The organism is Thalassococcus sp. BH17M4-6, from assembly GCF_049323015.1.
GTDB lineage: Bacteria > Pseudomonadota > Alphaproteobacteria > Rhodobacterales > Rhodobacteraceae > Puniceibacterium.
Map to the genome: position 1 here is coordinate 144,450 of NZ_JBMPGU010000002.1, position 20,351 is coordinate 164,800.

Annotated in this window: 22 protein-coding genes and 1 tRNA gene; 21 read left to right on the forward strand and 2 right to left on the reverse strand. The window is 59.8% G+C overall.

Annotated elements, in window-relative coordinates; all coding sequences use genetic code 11:
• Window positions 1–434: 434 nt before the first annotated feature.
• From ACOXXX_RS03105 to ACOXXX_RS03145, 9 genes are all read left to right on the forward strand, one after another.
• Window positions 435–1,859: a hypothetical protein gene (locus ACOXXX_RS03105; RefSeq protein WP_422825086.1), complete on the forward strand. Its 1,425-nt coding sequence runs from the start codon at window positions 435–437 to the stop codon at window positions 1,857–1,859.
• A 212-nt stretch (window positions 1,860–2,071) separates the two neighbouring features.
• Window positions 2,072–2,713 carry a hypothetical protein gene (locus ACOXXX_RS03110; RefSeq protein WP_422825087.1) on the forward strand — a complete coding sequence of 214 codons (642 nt, stop codon included), beginning with the start codon at window positions 2,072–2,074 and terminating at the stop codon, window positions 2,711–2,713.
• A 658-nt stretch (window positions 2,714–3,371) separates the two neighbouring features.
• Window positions 3,372–3,707, forward strand: coding sequence for a hypothetical protein (locus tag ACOXXX_RS03115; protein WP_422825088.1), 336 nt, complete (start codon window positions 3,372–3,374; stop codon window positions 3,705–3,707).
• A gap of 101 nt (window positions 3,708–3,808) precedes the next feature.
• Window positions 3,809–4,099: a hypothetical protein gene (locus ACOXXX_RS03120; RefSeq protein ID WP_271308719.1), complete on the forward strand. Its 291-nt coding sequence runs from the start codon at window positions 3,809–3,811 to the stop codon at window positions 4,097–4,099.
• Window positions 4,100–4,248: 149 nt separating this feature from the next.
• Window positions 4,249–4,371 (forward strand): hypothetical protein, encoded by a 123-nt coding sequence (locus ACOXXX_RS03125; RefSeq protein ID WP_422825089.1) that lies wholly within the window; start codon window positions 4,249–4,251, stop codon window positions 4,369–4,371.
• A gap of 64 nt (window positions 4,372–4,435) precedes the next feature.
• Complete coding sequence (locus ACOXXX_RS03130; RefSeq protein ID WP_422825090.1) at window positions 4,436–6,046, forward strand: type IV secretory system conjugative DNA transfer family protein; 1,611 nt, start codon at window positions 4,436–4,438, stop codon at window positions 6,044–6,046.
• Window positions 6,047–6,065: 19 nt separating this feature from the next.
• Window positions 6,066–6,371, forward strand: coding sequence for a hypothetical protein (locus tag ACOXXX_RS03135; protein ID WP_422825091.1), 306 nt, complete (start codon window positions 6,066–6,068; stop codon window positions 6,369–6,371).
• A 266-nt stretch (window positions 6,372–6,637) separates the two neighbouring features.
• On the forward strand, window positions 6,638–6,967 hold the full coding sequence (locus ACOXXX_RS03140; protein WP_422825092.1) for a hypothetical protein: 330 nt from the start codon (window positions 6,638–6,640) through the stop codon (window positions 6,965–6,967).
• 26 nt (window positions 6,968–6,993) lie between these two features.
• The gene (locus ACOXXX_RS03145) at window positions 6,994–8,538 is read left to right on the forward strand and encodes a recombinase family protein (protein ID WP_422825093.1); all 1,545 of its coding nucleotides are present in this window, start codon (window positions 6,994–6,996) and stop codon (window positions 8,536–8,538) included.
• Here ACOXXX_RS03145 and ACOXXX_RS03150 read toward each other — a convergent pair.
• Window positions 8,528–8,602 (reverse strand) — tRNA-Thr (locus tag ACOXXX_RS03150). The two genes, ACOXXX_RS03145 and ACOXXX_RS03150, sit on opposite strands and share 11 nt — an antisense overlap.
• Window positions 8,603–8,700: 98 nt before the next feature.
• Between ACOXXX_RS03150 and ACOXXX_RS03155 the strand changes: the two genes are divergently transcribed.
• Genes ACOXXX_RS03155 through ACOXXX_RS03165 form a run of 3 tightly spaced genes read left to right on the forward strand, consistent with a single transcriptional unit; the run spans window position 8,701 to window position 10,607 of the window.
• On the forward strand, window positions 8,701–8,865 hold the full coding sequence (locus ACOXXX_RS03155; protein WP_422825094.1) for a hypothetical protein: 165 nt from the start codon (window positions 8,701–8,703) through the stop codon (window positions 8,863–8,865).
• A 6-nt stretch (window positions 8,866–8,871) separates the two neighbouring features.
• Window positions 8,872–10,143 carry a UDP-N-acetylglucosamine 1-carboxyvinyltransferase gene (gene murA / locus ACOXXX_RS03160; protein ID WP_422825095.1) on the forward strand — a complete coding sequence of 424 codons (1,272 nt, stop codon included), beginning with the start codon at window positions 8,872–8,874 and terminating at the stop codon, window positions 10,141–10,143.
• Window positions 10,140–10,607, forward strand: a complete 468-nt coding sequence (locus ACOXXX_RS03165) for a DUF2948 family protein (RefSeq protein ID WP_422825096.1) — start codon at window positions 10,140–10,142, stop codon at window positions 10,605–10,607. Before murA ends, ACOXXX_RS03165 begins: the two co-directional genes overlap by 4 nt.
• Before the next feature lie 15 nt (window positions 10,608–10,622).
• Here the strand turns inward: ACOXXX_RS03165 and ACOXXX_RS03170 are convergent, their stop codons facing one another.
• On the reverse strand, window positions 10,623–13,823 hold the full coding sequence (locus ACOXXX_RS03170) for a 4Fe-4S double cluster binding domain-containing protein (protein WP_422825097.1): 3,201 nt from the start codon (window positions 13,821–13,823) through the stop codon (window positions 10,623–10,625).
• Window positions 13,824–13,935: 112 nt separating this feature from the next.
• Between ACOXXX_RS03170 and hisD the strand changes: the two genes are divergently transcribed.
• The 9 genes from hisD to infA all read left to right on the forward strand — a co-directional run bounded on the left by hisD (window position 13,936) and on the right by infA (window position 20,265).
• The gene (gene hisD, locus ACOXXX_RS03175) at window positions 13,936–15,237 is read left to right on the forward strand and encodes a histidinol dehydrogenase (RefSeq protein ID WP_422825098.1); all 1,302 of its coding nucleotides are present in this window, start codon (window positions 13,936–13,938) and stop codon (window positions 15,235–15,237) included.
• Between the two features lie 110 nt (window positions 15,238–15,347).
• Window positions 15,348–16,340: a fatty acid desaturase gene (locus tag ACOXXX_RS03180; RefSeq protein WP_422825099.1), complete on the forward strand. Its 993-nt coding sequence runs from the start codon at window positions 15,348–15,350 to the stop codon at window positions 16,338–16,340.
• The gene (locus ACOXXX_RS03185) at window positions 16,333–17,028 is read left to right on the forward strand and encodes a hypothetical protein (RefSeq protein ID WP_422825100.1); all 696 of its coding nucleotides are present in this window, start codon (window positions 16,333–16,335) and stop codon (window positions 17,026–17,028) included. The genes ACOXXX_RS03180 and ACOXXX_RS03185 overlap by 8 nt, the downstream gene beginning before the upstream one ends.
• Before the next feature lie 111 nt (window positions 17,029–17,139).
• Window positions 17,140–17,619 carry a UPF0262 family protein gene (locus ACOXXX_RS03190; RefSeq protein WP_422825101.1) on the forward strand — a complete coding sequence of 160 codons (480 nt, stop codon included), beginning with the start codon at window positions 17,140–17,142 and terminating at the stop codon, window positions 17,617–17,619.
• 3 nt (window positions 17,620–17,622) lie between these two features.
• Window positions 17,623–18,069, forward strand: coding sequence for a low molecular weight phosphatase family protein (locus ACOXXX_RS03195; protein WP_422825102.1), 447 nt, complete (start codon window positions 17,623–17,625; stop codon window positions 18,067–18,069).
• Window positions 18,069–18,464, forward strand: a complete 396-nt coding sequence (locus tag ACOXXX_RS03200; RefSeq protein WP_422825103.1) for a ketosteroid isomerase-related protein — start codon at window positions 18,069–18,071, stop codon at window positions 18,462–18,464. Before ACOXXX_RS03195 ends, ACOXXX_RS03200 begins: the two co-directional genes overlap by 1 nt.
• A complete protein-coding gene (locus ACOXXX_RS03205) occupies window positions 18,464–19,045 on the forward strand; it encodes a GNAT family N-acetyltransferase (RefSeq protein WP_422825104.1) in 582 nt (193 codons plus the stop codon). The genes ACOXXX_RS03200 and ACOXXX_RS03205 overlap by 1 nt, the downstream gene beginning before the upstream one ends.
• A 33-nt stretch (window positions 19,046–19,078) precedes the next feature.
• Window positions 19,079–19,963, forward strand: coding sequence for a carbon-nitrogen hydrolase family protein (locus ACOXXX_RS03210; RefSeq protein WP_422825105.1), 885 nt, complete (start codon window positions 19,079–19,081; stop codon window positions 19,961–19,963).
• 83 nt (window positions 19,964–20,046) lie between these two features.
• A complete protein-coding gene (gene infA, locus ACOXXX_RS03215; protein ID WP_005978431.1) occupies window positions 20,047–20,265 on the forward strand; it encodes a translation initiation factor IF-1 in 219 nt (72 codons plus the stop codon).
• The last annotated feature ends 86 nt before the right edge of the window (window positions 20,266–20,351 follow it).

The window sequence follows — 20,351 nt, forward strand, 5'->3', positions numbered from 1 at the left end:
GAGTGGGTTCAATACCCTAGAAGAGCCATTGCCGGAGGGATGCAACGGGAGCGCGCAGCGGGCTCCCTTGCCAAGATGTGGGGTACTACCCCACACATCTTGCGGGTGAGAGATATCGGAAATCGTTGAAAAGTATGCCTGTTCGCGAGCCGTGCCGTCAAAACATCCAAGGCATCATGTTCCCGACGGGTAGCTTGCCATTGAAGTTGACAGAGCGTTCCTGCTTGAAGCCGTCTCGTGAACTCAGCTATTCACTCCAGTCAACAGATCGCATGAGGCTTTCGTCATAGACAATCGTTTCGCGACCGCTAGGCTTGGTTTCGACATCTGCAACGGGTTGTGTTTTGGCCGACAAACAAGTTTTCGCACCAACGGACACGTCAAAGCGGTACGAATATGCGCTAAAGACATTCACGGGCACTGATAGCCCTGCCATGGTCGAGCAGGTCGTCGACTTCTCACTTGCGGCTCTGGAAGACATAAAGGCTCTCGTAGATTACCTTCTTCCCTATTGTTTCTTAGATCACCAGGTACCCTTCAACTACCGAATTACGATTGATCCGTCTGATCTGGGAGTTGATGCGCGTGTTATCAAAGAAGAGGATCAATTCAATATCAACGTGTCGGCGGGCATGGTGTTATCCGTCGACACAGCGAGCTCTTACCTCTGTCGGATGCTCTTTCCAAATGCGGAAACACTTTACGACAATACTGAGCGCTTCCGCACAGTCGAGCCTTTGATGCTCGACTACTCATTCATTTTGAACGATGAACTCACAGACCCACCTCGTCACAATTTGATATACGCCTATCCAGTGACTTTCATGGACAAGTCGTATCGCCGGTTTCAGATGTGTCAGGCCAATTTCGCCTTGGTTTGGATAGTGCTGCACGAGGTCGCGCACATCCAACTTGACCATTTTTCAGAGAAGTGGATCAAAAAGTTAGAACGCATATCCGCTTCAGATGCAGCGTTTAATGATGGCAGCGGTAAATTCAAAGCGATGGAGCTGTGCGCCGACATTTATGCCAACGTAAAGTTCTTCTCTACGTTCTATCGTAAAGACGCACTTGAAATGCTGCCTGACTTGGCCAGAAGCAAACTTGGTTCGTTGCAGTTCTTGATGCTTTCCGGAGTTATACCATGCATGCTTATGCACCGCATGCAGTTGTCATTTGCTGGCAAAGGAACCGCTCACGATGACACTCATCCTGATCCGCGAGTGCGACTATACAATCTCTTAGGATGCGTAACGCCCGCGTTAGATAACAATGTCAAATTCCTGAGGCCTGTTCTGGAACAATTTGGCCAAGAAGACTTTGTGGTCGATGTATCACTTCAAGAACTGACCTTTTTGACTTCTAATGCGACCTTACTAATCGATGATTTTCTAAAGCTTCTACACGCCATACCACTTTGGCCATGGCCTATGGCCCCAAATAGAACACTAACAGAAAGCGGCTCAAAAATGAGGGGTGCGATCTACGGAGAGCTAGAGAAAGGACCTCTCTTAGATGCAAGGTCAGAGATATCGTCTGCTATTGTCACCTATTGTTTGGGAGCGGCCTCATTTTCTGAGACTACGAAATTTGGAGGCACCCATCAGATTTGGAAGTCGACCATAGAACAGGCTCATCGTTTGATTTTTGGAGAGCAGGTTTCAGAAGCTGAGGTCGGTGGACTAATTCGAAATATGGATATGTCGATTTTTCAAACTCATTCCATATTGCACGAGATAGTTTCGTCGCAATCGAATTTCGAATCTAATAAAGAAAATAACATTGCGACTACGCGCATGATAAGGGAATTTATCTTGCGCACCGATTCCGTCTTTGCCGAGCTTCGTGAAGATGGCTAGTCAAAACCTATCGAGGCGACAGGTACGTTCTCCAGTAGATTTGCCAAGCGGTTGCGGGAACAAAAGTGACAGGGTCGGCTATCTTTTGGCATCTCGACAGGTTGGTAGAGAAAGTTGGCGCAATCCTGTCCAAAGAGAACAGCATCCGTTACGACGGGGCATAACGGCGTGGCTCTACAGGCTACATCAGGCTGAATGGACATGGACTTGATATGAGCGCACTAGAAACAGTAATTGACTTCTTCGTCGCAGAGCCGGACGCAAGAGAGCGGTATCTGGATGTTATCATTGATATTTTGAAGTTTTCTGGAAGCCATGGTATAATTAAAACTGGTGCATCTGAACGAGAGCAGCACCGGTTTGCTGGTAGCGAGGCTCAAAGTACTTCGGTATCGGATGACCAGCTTGCCAAGTATTTAGAGGTGCTTTTCCACTCCGGTGTCTTTCGAGAGAAGCCGGAGCCGATGGAGCTTAGCAAAACTGTTGTGGAGCTAACTGGCAAAACGGCACAGTTCGCGGATTGTGCTTTCGCCATCCAGGAATTTTATAGTGATTTGAACGAAGTAGCGCGGCTTACAGCGCCAAACAGAGTGAGTGACAAAGAAAGACAGGCTGACAGACTTACGCCGCTGACTTCCATTTGGGATCGTGCCGATGAGGTAATGCAGGCATCCAAAGGCGGGCGTCCTACTGAAGATCATGTCAAGCGTGTGGAGACCCGCATCCGACTTGAACCCGAGAACGTCGAATGGCTGAAGTCCAAAGGTCCAAACCATCTTTCGAGGATAAATGGCTTGCTTACAGCTCTGCGCGAAGAGGAAGAGCGTCAAGGCAACACACCTTCACCCAAGTAACCTGTGACACAGGTATTGACATAACCTATGACACAGGTTTATGTGACACTGTCAGCTCCGGTTGGCTGGTCGCAAATGTCTATGAAGGATTATCGCCGTGCCAAATCCAAGAATATCCAGTTGGAATGTCTTCTGTGCAAATAGCTACTGCCCGTTGCTGTCAGTCTCTGAGGTCTCTTGTCCCAGAAGGGTTACGGCTCTGAAGCGACGCATCCTAAGTCTGGGCGTCCATCATGGGAGGTTGCTTGATCACATCGTTGATCTGAACCGCGATTATTCAGGACGCTTCTTCGATCCTGAGACAGGATTTTTGGACCCACGAACAGGCAAGTTTCGAGAAGTCTTCGTGAACATAGACCCGTTGGAAGAAGCGCCTGTTGAGTGGTGGCGTGACAATTTCGGTCCTGCCGTCGCTTCAAGTCCCATCATCCGTGTGCGTTGCGAAGCGCAGCCGAGATGGCAAGCTTTGGGGAGCGTCTACTTTGCTTGGCACCCGTGGGAGCGGATGACATGGAGCCTTGAAGCCGCAAACGATAATCGTGCTCCTGTTTCGGTGTAAGTCTTATCCGCCGATAACAGCGCCTCTGGTCATCTAAGTTCTGAAGCACCGCCCGACTCGGAGCGGTGCTTTTCTTTCCTGACATCAAGAGGTGTGACCATGACCGTCGTGTCCTGGCTGAGCTTGCTTGCCTCCAGTGGGGGCTTTGCAGGCGGAAGCTACTTTCTCAAACGATATGCTGACCTCGGGTCGCTCGCTGATTTGGGATGCGCCTTCGCAATCTTCGCGTTAAGCAATCTCATCTACGTAAATGTCCTCGCCAAAGGGCTTGGGCAAGGTGCCGCCATGTCGAGCATGACGCATCTGATACTGATGACCATCATCGGTATCACCGCTTTTGGCGAGCGTCTGAACTATCATCAAGTCGGCGGCCTGATGTTTGCCCTTTGCAGCATCTGGCTGTTTGCCAGCTCTACGCAGTCAGTCACCAGTTAACGGTATCTATTCCCCGAAACGAGCTCGGCGGTTGATGTAGACAGTGAATCGAAACGACACGAACTCGTTTCAGAAATCTTCAAATCTCGGAACAAAGGAACATGAACACGAACCACGCAAAGGCGGGGCAGAATCTCTTTATGTCTTCTGTCACTGGCCTCGCCAATGTGCTGGCTTTCATTGCTGCGTTTCTCGGGGGGCCGACGCTCTACTACGCGACGGCACCCTACGTTTTGGAACTGACCTACCAGACCTATGGCGGTGAGATCATCGGTCTCGCAAAGCTGGTTTGGTACGGCCTGAGCTACTTGCTCATCTTCTTCGTGGCACGCGCAACAATCGGAACGGCACTGATTTTCGGCGGATTGGCAATCGTCACCCGCTTCATGTGAGCACTCAACAAAGGAGGAAGTGCAATGCCCACGTATCGTCACGTCGGCAACGTCTACAAGAAAGAGGAAAGCGTTTGGCCTGCTGTGATCGCGGTGGTGATATTCCTGATCATCATCGGCGCGGCCATCGGCTGAGAAAGGAGGCACGAATGGCGAAATACAGTGAAGTGGGCAAGGTCTACAAAAAGGAGAAAGAACCTTTCTTCTGGACCCGCGTCTGCATCTCACTCTTCTTTTTGTCCTTTGCCGTCGGCTGGGCTCTGAACCACTGACTGTAAGACATCCAAGCAAACCAAGGGTCGCCAATCGGCGGCCCTTTTTCTTTGGGAGAAACAAATGAACTTCGACAATGAATCTAACCGCTTTGGTAGCGCCGTATGGGCAACCGAACGTCAACTATCCCGCGCTGATCTCCTGGGAGGCGCTGGCATGCAGTTCGGATACTTTGGCAACACCCCGATGCGGCTTGAGACGGATGCCCCGAGGCTTAGCGTGGCTGGTGCGGGGGCTGGAAAAATGAGAGATTTGCTTTCCATGGCGGTTGCTCAAGCCGCCGGAGAGCGAAATTTTATCCTTGATCCACGCGCTGAAATTGCCTCGGTCACAATGGTCAATTTCGCAATAGCGGGAGCGCATGCGTATTGCTGGAACCCAACGGGTCTACATGACCTGTCGCAACACGCCATGCAGCCGCTCGACATCCTGAAGCTGGAGAGCCCTTCATTCCATGCGGACTGCAAGTTTATTCTGCAAAGTCTAATTCCAGTCAGTGGCTCTGCGAGCGGGAAATACTTTGAGCTAAGAGCGCAAGAATGGGGGGAGGCCTTCGTCAAAATGCTCGTCGAGCGTGACGGTGAGGTGTCCTTCCCGTCGCTCTATCGTACCTTGAACGCCATTGAATCCAACACTGGTGAATGGCCTGACATTCTTGAATTCATGCTTGGCTCCAGCATGGAAAGCGTGCGTCGTTGTGCTGGCGAGATGCTGGCCAAACAGCAAGACAGCCCCCGCGAGTTCGGAAGTATCGTCGGCGAGCTTTATGCCTATCTAAACTTCCTTGATGATCCGATGCTTCAGCGCGCACTTGAAAACCCGCGCGCATCGTTGTCAGCGACATGTGATCCCGCTCAACCCGCAACCTGGTTCATCAATGTGCCTATCGAATACGTCTCGATCTGGGCTCCCGTGCTGCGGACGATGTTCACGGTGCAGATGCTCTACAAGTCTCGAAATCCATCCTCGCCTCCGGTGAATATGATCATCGATGAGGCGGGACAGCTCGGCAATTTCGATGCGCTCTTGCGGTCCTTCACCTTCGGTCGCGGTGCTGGAGTTCGTGCTTGGGCTTTATTTCAGGATGCAGGTCAAATCACCCGAAACTTCGGCCCGACAGGATTGCAGGGCTTCATGGGGTCAGCGGCCTTGCGGCAGTTCTTTGGCGTGCGCGACTATCAGACGGCCCAATTGGTCTCATCGATGCTCGGACAAGAAACTCTCGAATACGACGATACACTGCGCCAATCTCAGGCGCGTCAGGCTAAACGCCGTGCGGCCATGAGCATACTTGGCGGCAGTGATCCGTTCGCGGCGGCTCAGAACTTCCGTCACCATGCGTTCGAAGAGACGCACCGAACAAAGCAAGCCCGTGCTTTGATGACGCCTGATGAAATCTTGGCGATGCCAGAGGACAGGCAAATTTGCTTTGTCTCAGGCAAGAGCCTGGGGCCGATCCTTGGTCACAAATATCCGTACTACACGCGTCCTGAATTTGCGGGTCATTTCCTGCCCAATCCATTTCACCCGCCGCTTGATCGCGTTTCTATCCCCCGCAGGTGGGGGCGCGGAACGGCTAAGGTGATCACGGAAGCGGTGCCAAACAAGTTTGCGCACTTCCCTCAGTATGACGCTGGCTCTTGGTCTTACGTCCAAGGTTATCGCCCGCGCTAAACCCAATTAGGAGAAATGTATGTCCCAAGAAAGAGAGGAAGACAGGCGTCCCAAAGTGCGTCACCGCGACGGGCTTGTGGAAGTTGCAGTCTGGGAACGCGAGACTGAAAAAGGGCCAGTCTATAACACAGAGAGGACGCGTTTCTATCGCGACGAAGACGGGAATTGGAAAAAGACCCACTCCATTCCTGAACGTGATCTTTTGAAGGCCGCGCGCCTCGACCAGAAGGCTTACGAGAGCATCGCAAGGTTACGGCAACAAGCGCAAGACGGGCCTGAGAAGCGCGAACCGCGCCGCCGTCAACGCGATAACAGGGAGCGGTAAGCCAGTGTCAGTGGGATGTTCGGAGTTGCCTGAGCGTCCCGTCGCTTTGCCGCTGTTTTTGGCAAGGGCCTGCAATCCATGGTATAATTGGAAGTAGGTGCCGGGGCGAGAGCCCCACTCATCAAGCGTTAGACGCTTCATCGCACTAATAGCATCCGGATTTAGTTCCGGTTGCGGAAACTCCTAGACACGCAAGTGCCTGAACGCGCCGTTCTAAGATGGCCGCGAGAGGCGTCTTCGTGCCAGCATGATAAGGATCAATCGTCGTGAATGATGCTGAACCAAAAGACTATCCCGATCTGGCCGAGACCATGAACAAAGTGGCCAGCGCAAACCGCCATAGTCGGCTAGAGATCGATCTCGATCACTACCAAAGCTATCTCGATGATCCGGCTCTAACGCCCGACCAGAAAGAAGAAATCCTTGGCGCGCTTTGGACGATCATCACCTCTTTCGTCGAGCTGGGTTTTGGCGTGCATCCGGTCCAACAAGCCTGTGGAAAACACGAAACGACCCTTGATCTAACCACGAAATCGGAGTCCACTAAACCTAAGCAAAACAAGGAAAACCCAGATACAGACGCGCCCGCCATCTAGCGAGTGGCGCGAGAAAGAGAGGATTCATGGGTGTCCCAAAAATGGAAACAGAACAGGTCAACGCGCTGATTTATTGCCGTGTTTCGACAACCAAGCAAAAGCTGACCGGATCGGGCCTCGATAGCCAGGAACACCGCTGCCGCCAGTACGCGGAAAGCAAAGGCTACAACGTCGAGATGGTCTTTCCTGACGATGCATCCGGCGGGGGCGATTTTCTTAAGCGTCCCGGTATGTGTGGGATGCTGGCTTATCTCGATGCTCAGAAAGGCAAAGATTACATTGTCATCTTCGATGATCTAAAGCGCTTTGCACGCGATGTTGAGTTCCAAATCAAATTGCGCCGCGAGTTCGCCAATCGCGGAGCGAAGATTGAATGCCTAAACTTCTCCTTCGAAGACACGCCCGAAGGCAAATTCATTGAAACAATCATCGCCGCACAAAGCGAGCTTGAGCGCGATCAAAATCGTCGTCAGGTAAAACAGAAAATGACCGCGCGCGTTGAGAAAGGCTATTGGGTTTTTCAGGCGCCAACGGGATATAAATTCACAACGGATCGTATCCATGGAAAGCTGCTCGCGCCGGATGAACCGATTGCGGACTACCTGCGCGAAGCGCTGAACGGATACGCAAACGGGCGTTTTCGGTCTCAGGCTGAGGTTCAGCGCTTCCTTGAGAGCAAGCCCGATTTCCCAAAAGATTTACCGAACGGCAAGATCAGGGCGTGGAAGATCACCAAGATACTCAAGAACCCGATCTATGCAGGGTATGTGCAGGCCAAAAAGTGGGGCGTGTCGTTAAGGCGCGGCCATCATGAGCCGCTGATCAGCTTCGCCACCCACGAGAAAATTCAGAAGAACCTGGAGGAAGGTGCGCGCGGTCCTGCGCGCGCTGACTTCTGCGAAGACTTTCCCTTGCGCGGCTTCGTCACTTGCAGCGAGTGCGGAAACCACATGACCGGCGGTTGGTCGAAAGGCAAATACAAGCACTACGCTTACTACCGCTGCATGACACGTGGCTGCTCTCAAAAGAGTAAGTCGGTTGCACGCGCTAAGCTGGAAGGCGGCTTTGAGGACATCCTCAAGCGCCTTCAGCCGAGCAATCGATTGCTCGATCTGGCTATTGCGATGTTCAAAGATGCCTGGAACAGCCGCTTGGAGTTGGCCAAAGCCGAACGGGACGAGTGGCGGCGTCAGGCCGAAGCTGCTGATAAGAGTTTGTTGGAACTCATCGACCGCATGGTCGAGACCAAGAACGCCACAGTCATCAAGGCCATAGAATCCAAGATCGAGAAGCTCGAACGGGAGAAGATTGCGCTTGTCGAGAAGGCCTCTGAACCGCTGCCAAATGCGGGCAAATTTGAAGATTGTATTGAACTCTCCTTGCGATTCCTCTCAAGGCCTTGGGATATATACAAAAATGGAAGCTACGCGGTTTGCCAAACGGTCCTGAGACTGGCTTTTTCTGAGCCGCTCAAGTTCACGCCAGAAGGTGTGTATGGAACACCAAAAACCACCTTACCCTTCAGGGTGTTAGGAGGTTTTTCCGGAAAAAAGTGCGAGATGGTGCTGTGAGAGAGGATTGAACTCTCGACCTCACCCTTACCAAGGGTGTGCTCTACCACTGAGCTACCACAGCACCGGGCACCTTGTGGTGTGGGCGGCTGATTAGACGCAATTGCCCCACGGTGCAAGCGCAATCTGGACGCTTTTTGACCGCTGGGGTAAGGAGGGGCCATGGAGCAGAAACCGGTCCCCCATAAATCGCCGCAGGACACCCGCGAGGAACGGCTGAAGGCGGCGCTCAAGGCCAATCTGGCGCGGCGCAAGGCGCAGGCGCGGGCCAAATCCAACGGCACGGGGCCGGACCGAACCAAGGGCAGCGCCCAGGACAAAGGATAGACAGGCATGGATTCGATCATCGTCACCGGGAATGGCCCCCTTTCGGGCCAGATTCCCATTGCGGGGGCCAAGAACGCCTGCCTCACGCTCATGCCCGCGACGCTGCTGAGCGAAGAGCCGCTGACCCTGACCAACGCGCCGCGGCTGTCGGACATCCGCACCATGACGACGCTGTTGCAGTCGCTGGGCGCCGAGGTGCAAAGCCTGCAGGACGGGCAGGTGCTGGCGATGTCGAGCCATGACATCAACAACCACACCGCCGATTATGACATCGTGCGCAAGATGCGCGCGTCGATCCTGGTGCTGGGGCCGATGCTGGCGCGCGACGGCCACGCTGTGGTGTCGTTGCCGGGCGGCTGCGCCATCGGCGCGCGGCCCGTGGACCTGCACCTGCGCGCTCTCGAGGCGATGGGGGCCGAGCTTGACCTGCGCGACGGCTACGTGCATGCCAAGGCGCCTTCGGGCGGGCTGCGTGGCGGCACTGTGGATTTCCCGCTGGTGTCGGTCGGGGCCACGGAAAACGCGCTGATGGCCGCGACGCTGGCCAAGGGCACGACGGTGATCAAGAACGCCGCGCGCGAACCCGAAATCGTCGATCTGGCGGATTGCCTGCGCCGCATGGGCGCGCAGATCGAAGGCGACGGCAGCCCGACGATCACCGTGCAAGGCGTCGACCGGCTGGGCGGGGCGACGCACCGGGTGGTGACCGACCGGATCGAACTGGGGACCTACATGCTGGCGCCCGCGATCTGCGGCGGCGAGGTGACGCTGCTGGGCGGACGCATCGACCTGGTGGGGGCGTTCTGCGAAAAGCTCGACGCCGCGGGAATTTCGGTGACCGAAACGCCCGAGGGCCTGACCGTCAGCCGCAAGACGGACCGCACCAAGGCCGTGGATGTCACCACAGAGCCGTTCCCGGGCTTCCCCACCGATCTGCAGGCGCAGATGATGGCGCTTCTGTGCACCGCCGACGGCACCTCGGTGCTGGAAGAGAAGATTTTCGAGAACCGCTTCATGCATGCGCCCGAACTGATGCGCATGGGGGCCAGGATCGACGTGCACGGCGGGCATGCCCGGGTGACAGGTGTCGAAAAGCTGAAGGGTGCGCCGGTGATGGCCACCGATCTGCGCGCCAGCGTGTCGCTGATCCTTGCCGGGCTTGCGGCCGAGGGCGAGACTGTGGTGAACCGGGTCTATCATCTGGACCGCGGCTATGAGCACGTGGTGCGCAAGCTGTCCGGCGTCGGGGCCAAGATCGAGCGGGTCAAGGGGCAATGACCGAAGATGCCCGTTTCGAGGACGCCCGCGACCGTCCGCTGAACATCGGGGCGATGGACCCGGACGACCTGGCGATCCTGTCGGCGCTGGCGCAGGATGCGGTGTTTCCCGCGACCGAGATGACATGGCAGCCGCGCGCACGGCGGTTTGCCATCCTGCTCAACCGCTTGCGCCGCGAAGAGGCGGGCAGCCAGCGCCCGCCCGAGCGGGTGCAATCGGTGTTGGTGGTCGAGCACGCGCAAAGGCTGGCCAGTCAGGGCATCGACCGGTCCGACAAGGACACGATCCTGTCGCTGCTGTCGATTACCTTCGAACCCGGGGAGGACGCCGCGGGCCACGTGATCCTGACGCTCGCCGGTGACGGGGCCATCCGGGCCGAGGTCGAAGCGCTGGAACTGACCCTCAAGGACGTGACGCGCCCTTATCTCGCACCCTCGGGCAAGACGCCGACCCATCCGGACTGAACCGGCGGTTTCGGACTAAAGGTCGATCTCGATCACCCCGCCGGGCTCTGCCGCGCGGCTTTGACAGAGGATGATGCGATCCGTGCGCTGCGCCTTTGACAGCACGAAATCGCGATGTTCGACCGCGCCCGAGACCAGCCCGCACTGGCAGACGCCGCAGATCCCGTCGCTGCATTTGACATCCACGTGCCGCCCGTGGCGGGCCAGTGCATCGGTCGCATTTTCATCTTTTGAAACAGGGATTTCCCGTCCGTCTTTCAATCGAAGCGTGAAGGGATTGTTTGTATATTTCGGCACCTCCGGAACTGAGAAATATTCCAGATGCTGCGCCTCTTCCGGGTAGCCGCCCGCCTGCGCCGCTTCCATCACCGCCGACATGTACCGGTCGGGCCCGCAGGTATAGACATGTGTGCCGGGTGTGTGCCGACCCAGAACCTGCGCCAGGTCGCAGCGCGTGCCGTCGTCCGAAACGTGCAGGTGCACCGAAGATCGCCATGCAACCTCTTCCAGATCCTTTAGAAATCCTGCCGAGCCACGCGATGAAATCGAGTAGTGTAGCGCAAAATCCCGCCCCAGGGCGTGAAGCCGATGCGCCATGGCGATCATCGGCGTCACGCCGATGCCACCGCCCATGAGCAAGCTGAACCGCGCGTCTTCGATCAGCGGGAAGTGGCTGATGGGGCGGGAGACAAAAACCCGGCGCCCGGGCGTGAAGATCCGGTGCAAAAGCTGCGATCCGCCGCGTCCGCCGTCTTCGCGCAACACGGCGATGTCGTAGTGGCTGCGATCTGCCGGATCGCCGCATAAGGAATATTGCCTAAGATACTCCGGTGCCACGACAATATCGATATGCGCACCTGCCTCCCACGGGGGCAGATCCTGGCCTTGCGGAGAGCGCAACCGGTAGCGTGTCAGCCCGGGCGCCATCTCCTCGGCCTCGGCCACCTCGACCCGGATCACCGGGCTGTCGCCGGTCTGGTCGTAGCGGTGCACCGGCGCTTTGCCGCGCGCCGCACGGGCCTGGTATGCCTCGGCCGTGATCATCGCCTGATAGGCCTCGATCCCTGCCTCGCGGTCCATCGGATAGGGGTATGGATAGGGATGCGGGGCCAGGTTCGCAGGATAGACCGCCAGCGTCTGGTCCGCGTAATCCAGCTTCAGATCGCGCTGCAAGCCACGCGCATTCAATGTTTTTTTAGTCTGACGGTAAGCGCCGTCCGGCTGCAATTCCAGATCCCACCACCATTTCTTGACCGGGTTCAGCCCGCCACGCCCCGCCGCATCATCCAGCCGCGCCAGCAAGGGGGCAGCCTGCGGCATGTTCATCGCCGCCCAGCGAAACGGCGCCTCGGCAAAGAGGCCTTCGAGGTTCCACGGACAGGTCTTCATGCACCGCCCGCACATCGCGCCGCCTTCGGTGGTGATCCGGTATGTGGCGCATTTCTGCGAATCGCTTTTCCAGATTTCATAGCCGTTGAACATCAGCTTCGGCCCCGCCGTGATTGCGCCCGAGGGACATTCGCGGGCGCATTTCTGGCAGGACCCGCAAAACGCCTGCAGGCCGAAGTCGATGGGCCGATCATGCGCCAGCGGCAGGTCGGTCGTCACGACGCCGGATTTCAGGCGCGGGCCTAGGAAGGGATTCAGGATCACCTCGCCGATGCGGCTGACCTCGCCCAGCCCCGATAGCAGCAGCAGCGGCGGTTGCAGCACTTCGCCATCCATGACGGTATGCGCCTTGGCGGAGTAGCCCAGGTTCCGGATCTGCTTGGCGATGACGCCGCCCAGAAGCGAAAACCGCAGGTAGGCGCGCATGGATTGCGCCACGCTGATCCAGTCGTCGCCCGAGGCGCCCTCCATCGTTTCATAACCCTGATCGACGATCATGCTGATCGCCTGATCGTGGGGCGGGTCGATCGGATCGCCGGTGGCGTCGTGGCTGTACCAGGTCCACTCCGGGCAGCGGCTGATCCCGACTGCGTCGAGCCCCAGAAAATAGCTCGCCGCCTTGAGCTTTGCGGCGACATCGGCGGGGTCCGTAGAGTGGGTTTCCAACCCGCCATCCCCGTCCTGCAACAGCACGAACGCCCCCAGCGCCCGGCGCTGCGCCATGGACGGCGCCGCCTTGCGGGCGTAATGCCCGCCCTTCGCGCCGTCCTGCAACGGCTTGCCCATGTCGCCGAACTGCGCCCGGGCAAACATGTCGGTGCGTTTCGGCACCCGGGGCACGTTCGGCTCGTCAATATAGGTTGTGGGGCGGTCCACCCGTTTCAGCGTCTCGAAGGCATGCGGGCCATCGGCGTAGCGGCGCTGGGCAAAGGGGTCGCGGGTGCGGGCGGATTTGGCGCTGTGGCGGCCCAGCCACCAGTCCAGCCCCCTCAGGATGCCACGGGGCTGGTCGGAAAGCGGGGCCAATGGCGCGTCGGTCGCCATGTCCATCGTCGTGGACACGGCCGCCAGCCCAAAGCGCGGGCCGAGCCACGGCGCGTGCAGCGCGCCGTCCTGCACGACCGCCAGCCCCGCCGCCACCGCCAGCTGGCCCAGGTCCAGGTCCGAGGAGCTGCCGGTATGGGCCTTGGCGTCCCACCCCAGAAGCCGGATATAATTCGCGATGACCACCGCGGTTTCCGACGCCCGCAGGCAGGCGCGTTCGGCCTGCGCCTCGCGGATCCAGTCGTGTCCCGGCTCTGACGGGTCCGGATCGCGCAGGTATTCGTAAAGAAACACCAGCACATGGTCATGCGCCGCGATGGATGCGGGCGGGGCCTGCATCGATTCGCGCAGATCGGCCATGATCACATCGATGCCGCTGGCCAGGGTCTTGGTCTGGCGGGTCTGCAGATCGGCGCGCAGCCGGTCGATGCCGGGGTTGATCACGGGCTGGGACAGGCGCGCCTGATCGGGCAAGGCGGCAACGCCCACCATCGACGCGTCCGAGAAATAGCCGAACGCCTTGAGGTGATTGGCCCGTTCCTGCCGGTCGTCCGGAATGCCCGAGCGCACCTTGTTCACCAGCCCGTCGCGGATGGCGTCCATCATCGCCTGATGCTCTGCCATGGCGTTCACCAGGCTGAGCGGATGATCGGGCCGGGCAAAGCTGAGCGGCGCGAAGGCAGGCGCGCCGTCCAGCGACAGCGGACCGCGCCGCAGCCGTTCCAGCGGATAAGGGCCAAGATGCACCGGGCGCCCGGCGTCCGAGAATATCCGCAATGCCATGGCCCGTCCTCCCTCATCCGCAGCCTAGCGGAACCCGCGGGCGCGGCAAGCCACCGGCTTGAGGCCCCGCGTAAGCCGCTATAAGGAAAAGGGCCAACGCAAGGGGTCCGTCATGCCGGTCTTTCTCGACACCACTCAGCCCGATTTCGAAACGCGGTTTCAGGCGCTTCTGGCCGCCAAGCGCGAGGACAGCCCGGATGTGGACGACATCGTGGCCGGGATCATCGCCGATGTGCGCGCGCGCGGCGATCAGGCGGTGCTGGACCTCACGCAAAAGTTCGACCGGCTGCGCCTGACAGCGGACAACATGGCGTTTTCGCGCGAAGAGGTCGATGCCCAGATCGCCACCGTGTCGGCCGAGGATCGCACCGCGCTGGAGCTTGCCGCGCAACGGATTCGTGCCTACCACGTGCGCCAGATGCCGGCCGATGCCGAATGGACCGACCCCGAAGGCGCCACGCTGGGCTGGCGCTGGACGCCCGTGGGGGCGGCGGGGCTGTACGTACCGGGAGGGCTGGCCAGCTATCCGTCCTCGGTCCTGATGAACGCGATCCCGGCCAAGGTCGCGGGCGTGCCGCGCCTTTGCATCGCGGTGCCGACGCCCGACGGGGTGGTCAACCCGCTGGTACTGCTGGCGGCGCGGATCGCGGGGGTGGACGAGATTTACCGCATCGGTGGGGCGCAGGCGATTGCGGCGCTGGCCTATGGCACCGAAACGATTCCCGCCGTGGACAAGATCACCGGCCCGGGCAACGCCTTCGTGGCGGCAGCCAAGCGGCGTGTCTTTGGCAAGGTCGGCATCGACATGATCGCCGGGCCATCGGAAATTCTGGTGATCGCCGATGCCGACAACGATCCCGACTGGATCGCGCTCGATCTGCTGAGCCAGGCGGAACACGACGAAAGCGCGCAGTCGATCCTGATCACCGACGATGCCGCCTTTGGCCGCGACGTGGCCAACGCGGTCGAGGCGCGGCTTGAAACCTTGCAGCGCCGCGCCATCGCCGGGGCCAGCTGGCGCGACTTCGGCGCGGTCATCACCGTGCGCGATCTGGCCGAGGCGGCGCAGCTGTCGGACCGGATCGCACCCGAGCACCTGGAGCTTTGCGTCGCCGATCCCGATGCGCTGAGCGCAAGGATCACCCATGCCGGCGCGATCTTTCTGGGCCAGTGGACGCCCGAGGCCATCGGCGACTACGTCGGCGGGCCGAACCACGTGTTGCCGACCGCCCGGTCGGCGCGCTTTTCGTCAGGGCTGTCGGTGCTGGATTTCGTCAAACGCACGACGTTGGCGCGCATGACACCCGAAGCGCTGCGCGCCATCGGCCCCGCCGCCGAACGGCTGGCAAGCTCCGAAAGCCTCGAGGCGCATGGGCTGAGCGTCACCGCGCGGTTGCGCAAGCTGAACGGATAAACCGGCGATACGTCAGCAAAAACTGGCAATGCGCACGCTTTTCGACTAGCAAAATTTGGTCAACAATTTTGTCCGACCAGAAGTTGCATTCGATGACCTCGGCATTGCGCATGAAATCGCGGGCGTTTGCCCGCCCTGACGACCGACTGGCCAGCCTGCATCTGGCGATCTCGCTGGCGATGTGGGTCGGGGCCGTGGCGCTGGGCGCGGCCTATCCGGGCAACCCGGCAGCCATTGCGATGTCTGTCGTGGTATTTGTCGGCGCGTCCATCCGGCTTTTCGCAGTCCAGCACGATTGCGGGCATCTAAGCTATTTCCGCGGCCACCGGGTCAATGTCTGGACCGGGGTGCTGCTTGGCGCCTTTACCGCCAATGCGTTCCACACCATGCGCTATAACCACAACCGCCATCACGCGCATATCGGCAACCTGGACGAAATGGACAGCCACGAGGTGCTGACCTGGACCGTGGCCGACTGGCGCGCCGCGACGCCGCTGCAGCGGCTGGGCTACCGGCTTTACCGGTCGGTCCTGTCGATCTGCCTGCTGGGGCCGCTCTACATCTTTTTCCTACGCTACCGCTTTCCCAAGAACGCCCGCAAGGTCGGGCTTTGGGATTGCGCGTTGCAGAATGCGCTCATGGCGGCGCTTTGGGTCGGGGTCTATCTGCTGGGCGGCGTGGCGGCCTTTCAGGCGCAGCTTCTGGGGTCGGTCGCCACGGCCATCGTCGGCACGATCATGGTCTATTCCGGCCACAACCACGAAGACACCTACTGGAACCGTGCCGACGCGGTGGATTTCGAAGAGGCGTCGCTGCGCGGGGCATCGGTGCTGACGCTGGGGCCGGTCTTCGATTTCATGACCTTCAACTTTGCATATCATGACCTGCACCATCTGAACGCCCGCATTCCCTGCTACCGACTGCGGGCCTGCCATCGCGCGCTGCGCGACGATCTGCATCCCACGCGGCTGGGGCTGTCCGAGGCGCTGGGATCGCTGCGCTGGAAGCTGTGGGACGAAGAGCAAGGCCGCATGGTCCGCTTTGCCGATGTCGCCGCGTCGCCCGATGCGCGGCAGAGAGAGGAGCCGTTGCGCCATGTCTGACACCGCCCGCGATGAAATGGTGCTGTCCTACACCCGGGTGCGCATGGCGCTGGGCATTCTGGGTCTGATGCTGCCGCTGGTGCTGCTGATCGGCGGGCTGCTCGAAGAGCCGGGGATCGAACCCACGATCAGCGATTTCTTTCACACCACCTACCGCGACATCTATGTCGGCACGCTGTGCGCCATCGGGGTGTTCCTGATCTCCTACCGCGGCTACCGGCGGGAACCCGGCGAGATCATCGATGACGACTGGCTGGCCACGGCAGCGGGCATTTCGGCCTTTGGCATGGCGTTTCTGCCCACGGCCAGCCGGACGGGAGAGATCACCACCATGACCCAGCGCTATGTCGGGATGGAGGTGACGCCCGTGGCGCATTACCTTTTTGCGCTGGTGTTCTTTTCGTCGCTGGCGGGCTTCTGCTTTGTGAAATTCGCGCGCACGGCGCGGCTCGGACGGCGGCGCATCTACATCTTCAGCGGCTGGGTGATCCTGCTGTCGCTTCTGGCCACATCTGTCGCGGCGGCCTTCAAGAACTTCATCGGCGGAGAGGGCGCGCGGATCGTGCTCGACTACAAGCTGATCTTCTGGTTCGAGGCGATCGGCGTCTGGGCCTTCGGCCTGTCGTGGCTGACCAAGTCGCGGGCCGATCTGGCGCTGTTGCGGCGCGATGACTCCAACCGGACATGACCGGAATGCCACGCCACGGCCCTAGACAACCGGACGCATTGCCGCCCCGGCGCGAAGGCGCTAGCGTGATCGGCAAGGGGCGGGACGAACCGACGAACCAAGGGGCCAAAGATGAGCCGCATCGCACATATCGAACTGGACGACGCCGGGCTGCCGCCGCCGACGCCCGAGATCGAACAGGAACGCCGGGTGGCGATGTTCGACCTGATGGAGGAAAATTCCTTTGTCCTGCCCGCGCGGGACGACCGCACCGTGCCGCCGGGGCCCTACCGCGTGGGCCTGTCCATCCGGGAAAAGCGTCTGGTCTTTGATGTCGCCACCGAAGACCATGAAAAGGCGGCCGAATTCCATCTGTCTCTGTCGCCCTTCCGGCAGGTGGTGAAGGATTATTTCCAGATCTGCAAAAGCTATTTCGACGCGGTCAAGACCCTGCCGCCCAGCCAGATCGAAACCGTCGACATGGCCCGCCGCGGCATCCACAACGAAGGCGCGCGCATCCTGCAGGAACGGCTCGAGGGCAAGGCCGATATCGACGCCGACACCGCGCGGCGGCTGTTCACCCTGATCTGCGTCCTGCACTTCGGGGGCTGACGGGTGGCGCAACCCCTTCCGCAATCCGTCCTGTTCTGCTGCGATCACAATGCCGTCCGGTCCCCGATGGCCGAGGGGATCATGAAAAAGCTCTACGGCTTCGACACTTACGTGCAATCCGTGGGCGTGCTCAACGATCTGGACATCGACGGCTTTGCCATCGCGGTCTGCAAGGAAATCGGGGTCGAACTGTCACGCCACCGCGCCCGCAATTTCGAGGATCTGGAGCAGTACGGCGAGGCGCTGTCTGGCTTTGACCTTGTCGTGGCGATGTCGCCCGCCTCGCAGAAACAGGCGGTCGAAGCGACGCGGATGTTCCATCTGACGGTCGAATACTGGCCGATCATGGACCCGACCGGCCTGGGCGAAAGCCGCGAGGCGAAGCTGAACGCCTATCGCCAGACGCGCGACCAGATTTACGAGAATCTCAAGGGAAAATGGGGAAACTGATGTCCAAAGAGGTGCTTGCCCGGTATTTCGACGCCTTCAACCGCAAAGATACCGACGGCATGCTGGATTGCCTGGCCGAAGATGTCGCGCATTACGTCAACGAAGGCGCGGTGCGGATGGGCCGCGACACGTTCCGCGATTTCTGCGCCCATATGGACCGCTGTTATGACGAAAAACTGACCGAACTGGTGCTGTTCGAGGCCGAGGAGGGCGCGCGCGGCGCGGCGGAATTCATGGTCAACGGCACCTATCTGGAAACCGATCCCGGCCTGCCCGAGGCGCGCGGTCAGACCTACCGCCTGCCTGCCGGATCGTTCTTTTCGTTCCAGGACGGCAGGATCACCCGGGTCGTGACCTATTACAACCTTGCCGACTGGATCAAACAGGTCTCGTGATGCGGGTCGAGGTTCTGACCGGCGCGGCGCTGGACGCGGCCCTTGACGACGTGGCGCGGCTGCGCATCACGGTCTTTGCCGACTGGCCGTACCTTTATGACGGCGATCTGGACTATGAACGCCGCTATCTGCAGACCTACCGCGACAGCAACGATGCGATCCTCGTGGGCGCTTTTGACGGCGACACTCTGGTCGGTGCTTCGACCGGCGCGCCGCTTGAGGATCACGCCGAAGATTTCGCCGCCGCCTTCGACGGCACCGGCTACGCCTTGGATACGGTGTTCTACTGCGCGGAATCGGTGCTGCTGCCCGCCTATCGCGGGCAGGGCGTGGGCGTCCGGTTCTTTGAAGAGCGGGAAGCGCATGCCCGCCGACTGGGCCGCCGTCACGTGGCCTTCTGCGGCGTGGTACGCCCGGCCGATCACCCGCTCCGGCCCGCGGATTATACACCGCTGGACGGCTTCTGGCGCAACCGTGGCTACGAAAAGCTGGACGGCGCCGTGGCGCATTTCCGCTGGAAGGATCACGACCAGCCAGCAGAGACCGACCACCCTTTGCAATTCTGGATCAAACCGCTTTAGGGTCGCACCAGCCCGCGTCACAGGGATCAGCCGATGAAAATCGCCACCGCCGCCTATCCGATGGACCTGCTGGACAGCTTTGACGCCTATGCGGCGAAGCTCGGCGGCTGGGTGGCCGACGCCGCGTCGCAGGGGGCGGAACTGCTGGTCTTTCCCGAATACGGCGCGATGGAGCTTGCCACGCTCAAGGGCCGGGCCTTGGCGCAGGATCTGGAGGCGTCGCTGCACGCGGTGTCCGAATTTCTGCCGCAGGCCGACGCGCTGCATGCGGATCTTGCCACAAAGCACGGCGTGCATATCCTTGCGGCCTCGGGTCCTGCCTTCGATGCAGACCTGGGTGCGCGTCCGGTCAACCGCGCGCGGCTTTTCACGCCGACCGGCGCCATGGGCGTGCAGGACAAGCAGATCATGACACGGTTCGAGCGTGAGGAATGGCACGTGGCCCCCGGCGGGCCGCTGCGACTGTTCGATACCAGCCTGGGCCGGATCGCGGTGCTGATCTGCTATGACGCCGAGTACCCGCTGCTGGCCCGGGCGGTGAGCGATGCGGACCTGATCCTTGTTCCGTCCTGCACCGAGGCGCTGACCGGCTACAGCCGGGTGCGCATCGGCGCGATGGCCCGCGCGCTGGAACAGCAATGCGTGACAGTCATGGCCTCGACCGTGGGCACCTGCGACTGGTCCTATGCGGTCGACACCAACACCGGCATGGGCGGCATCTTCGGCCCGCCCGACACCGGATTCCCGGCCACGGGCGTCATCGCCGAAGGGGTTCTGAACCAGCCCGGCTGGACCTATGCGACGGTCGATCCCGCCGCAATCGCCCATGTCCGGGCCGATGGCGTGGTGCTCAATCGCCGCCACTGGGACGAACAGACGGGGCGTGACGGGCCTGCCGCGGTGCAGCGCCTGCGCTGAATTCGTCCTTGAAAAACCGCTGAAATGGTCCCATATGCTAGCGCGCTGGCGCAAAATGCGCCGTCCATTACCAAGGAGAGACCATGGCCAAGGAAGATACGCTCGAATTTCCCGGTGTCGTGAAGGAACTCCTGCCCAATGCGACATTCCGGGTCGAGCTTGAAAACGGCCATGAGATCATCGCACATACGGCAGGCAAGATGCGCAAGAACCGCATCCGTGTTCTGGCAGGCGACAAGGTGCAGGTCGAAATGACCCCCTACGATCTGACCAAGGGTCGGATCAACTATCGGTTCAAGTAAGGAGCGCCACTGGCGCGCCTAGCGCGGGTGAACGTGTCGCCAGAGGCGGCATGTGGCCGTCGTCCATTGGCCAATGTGGGTGACAG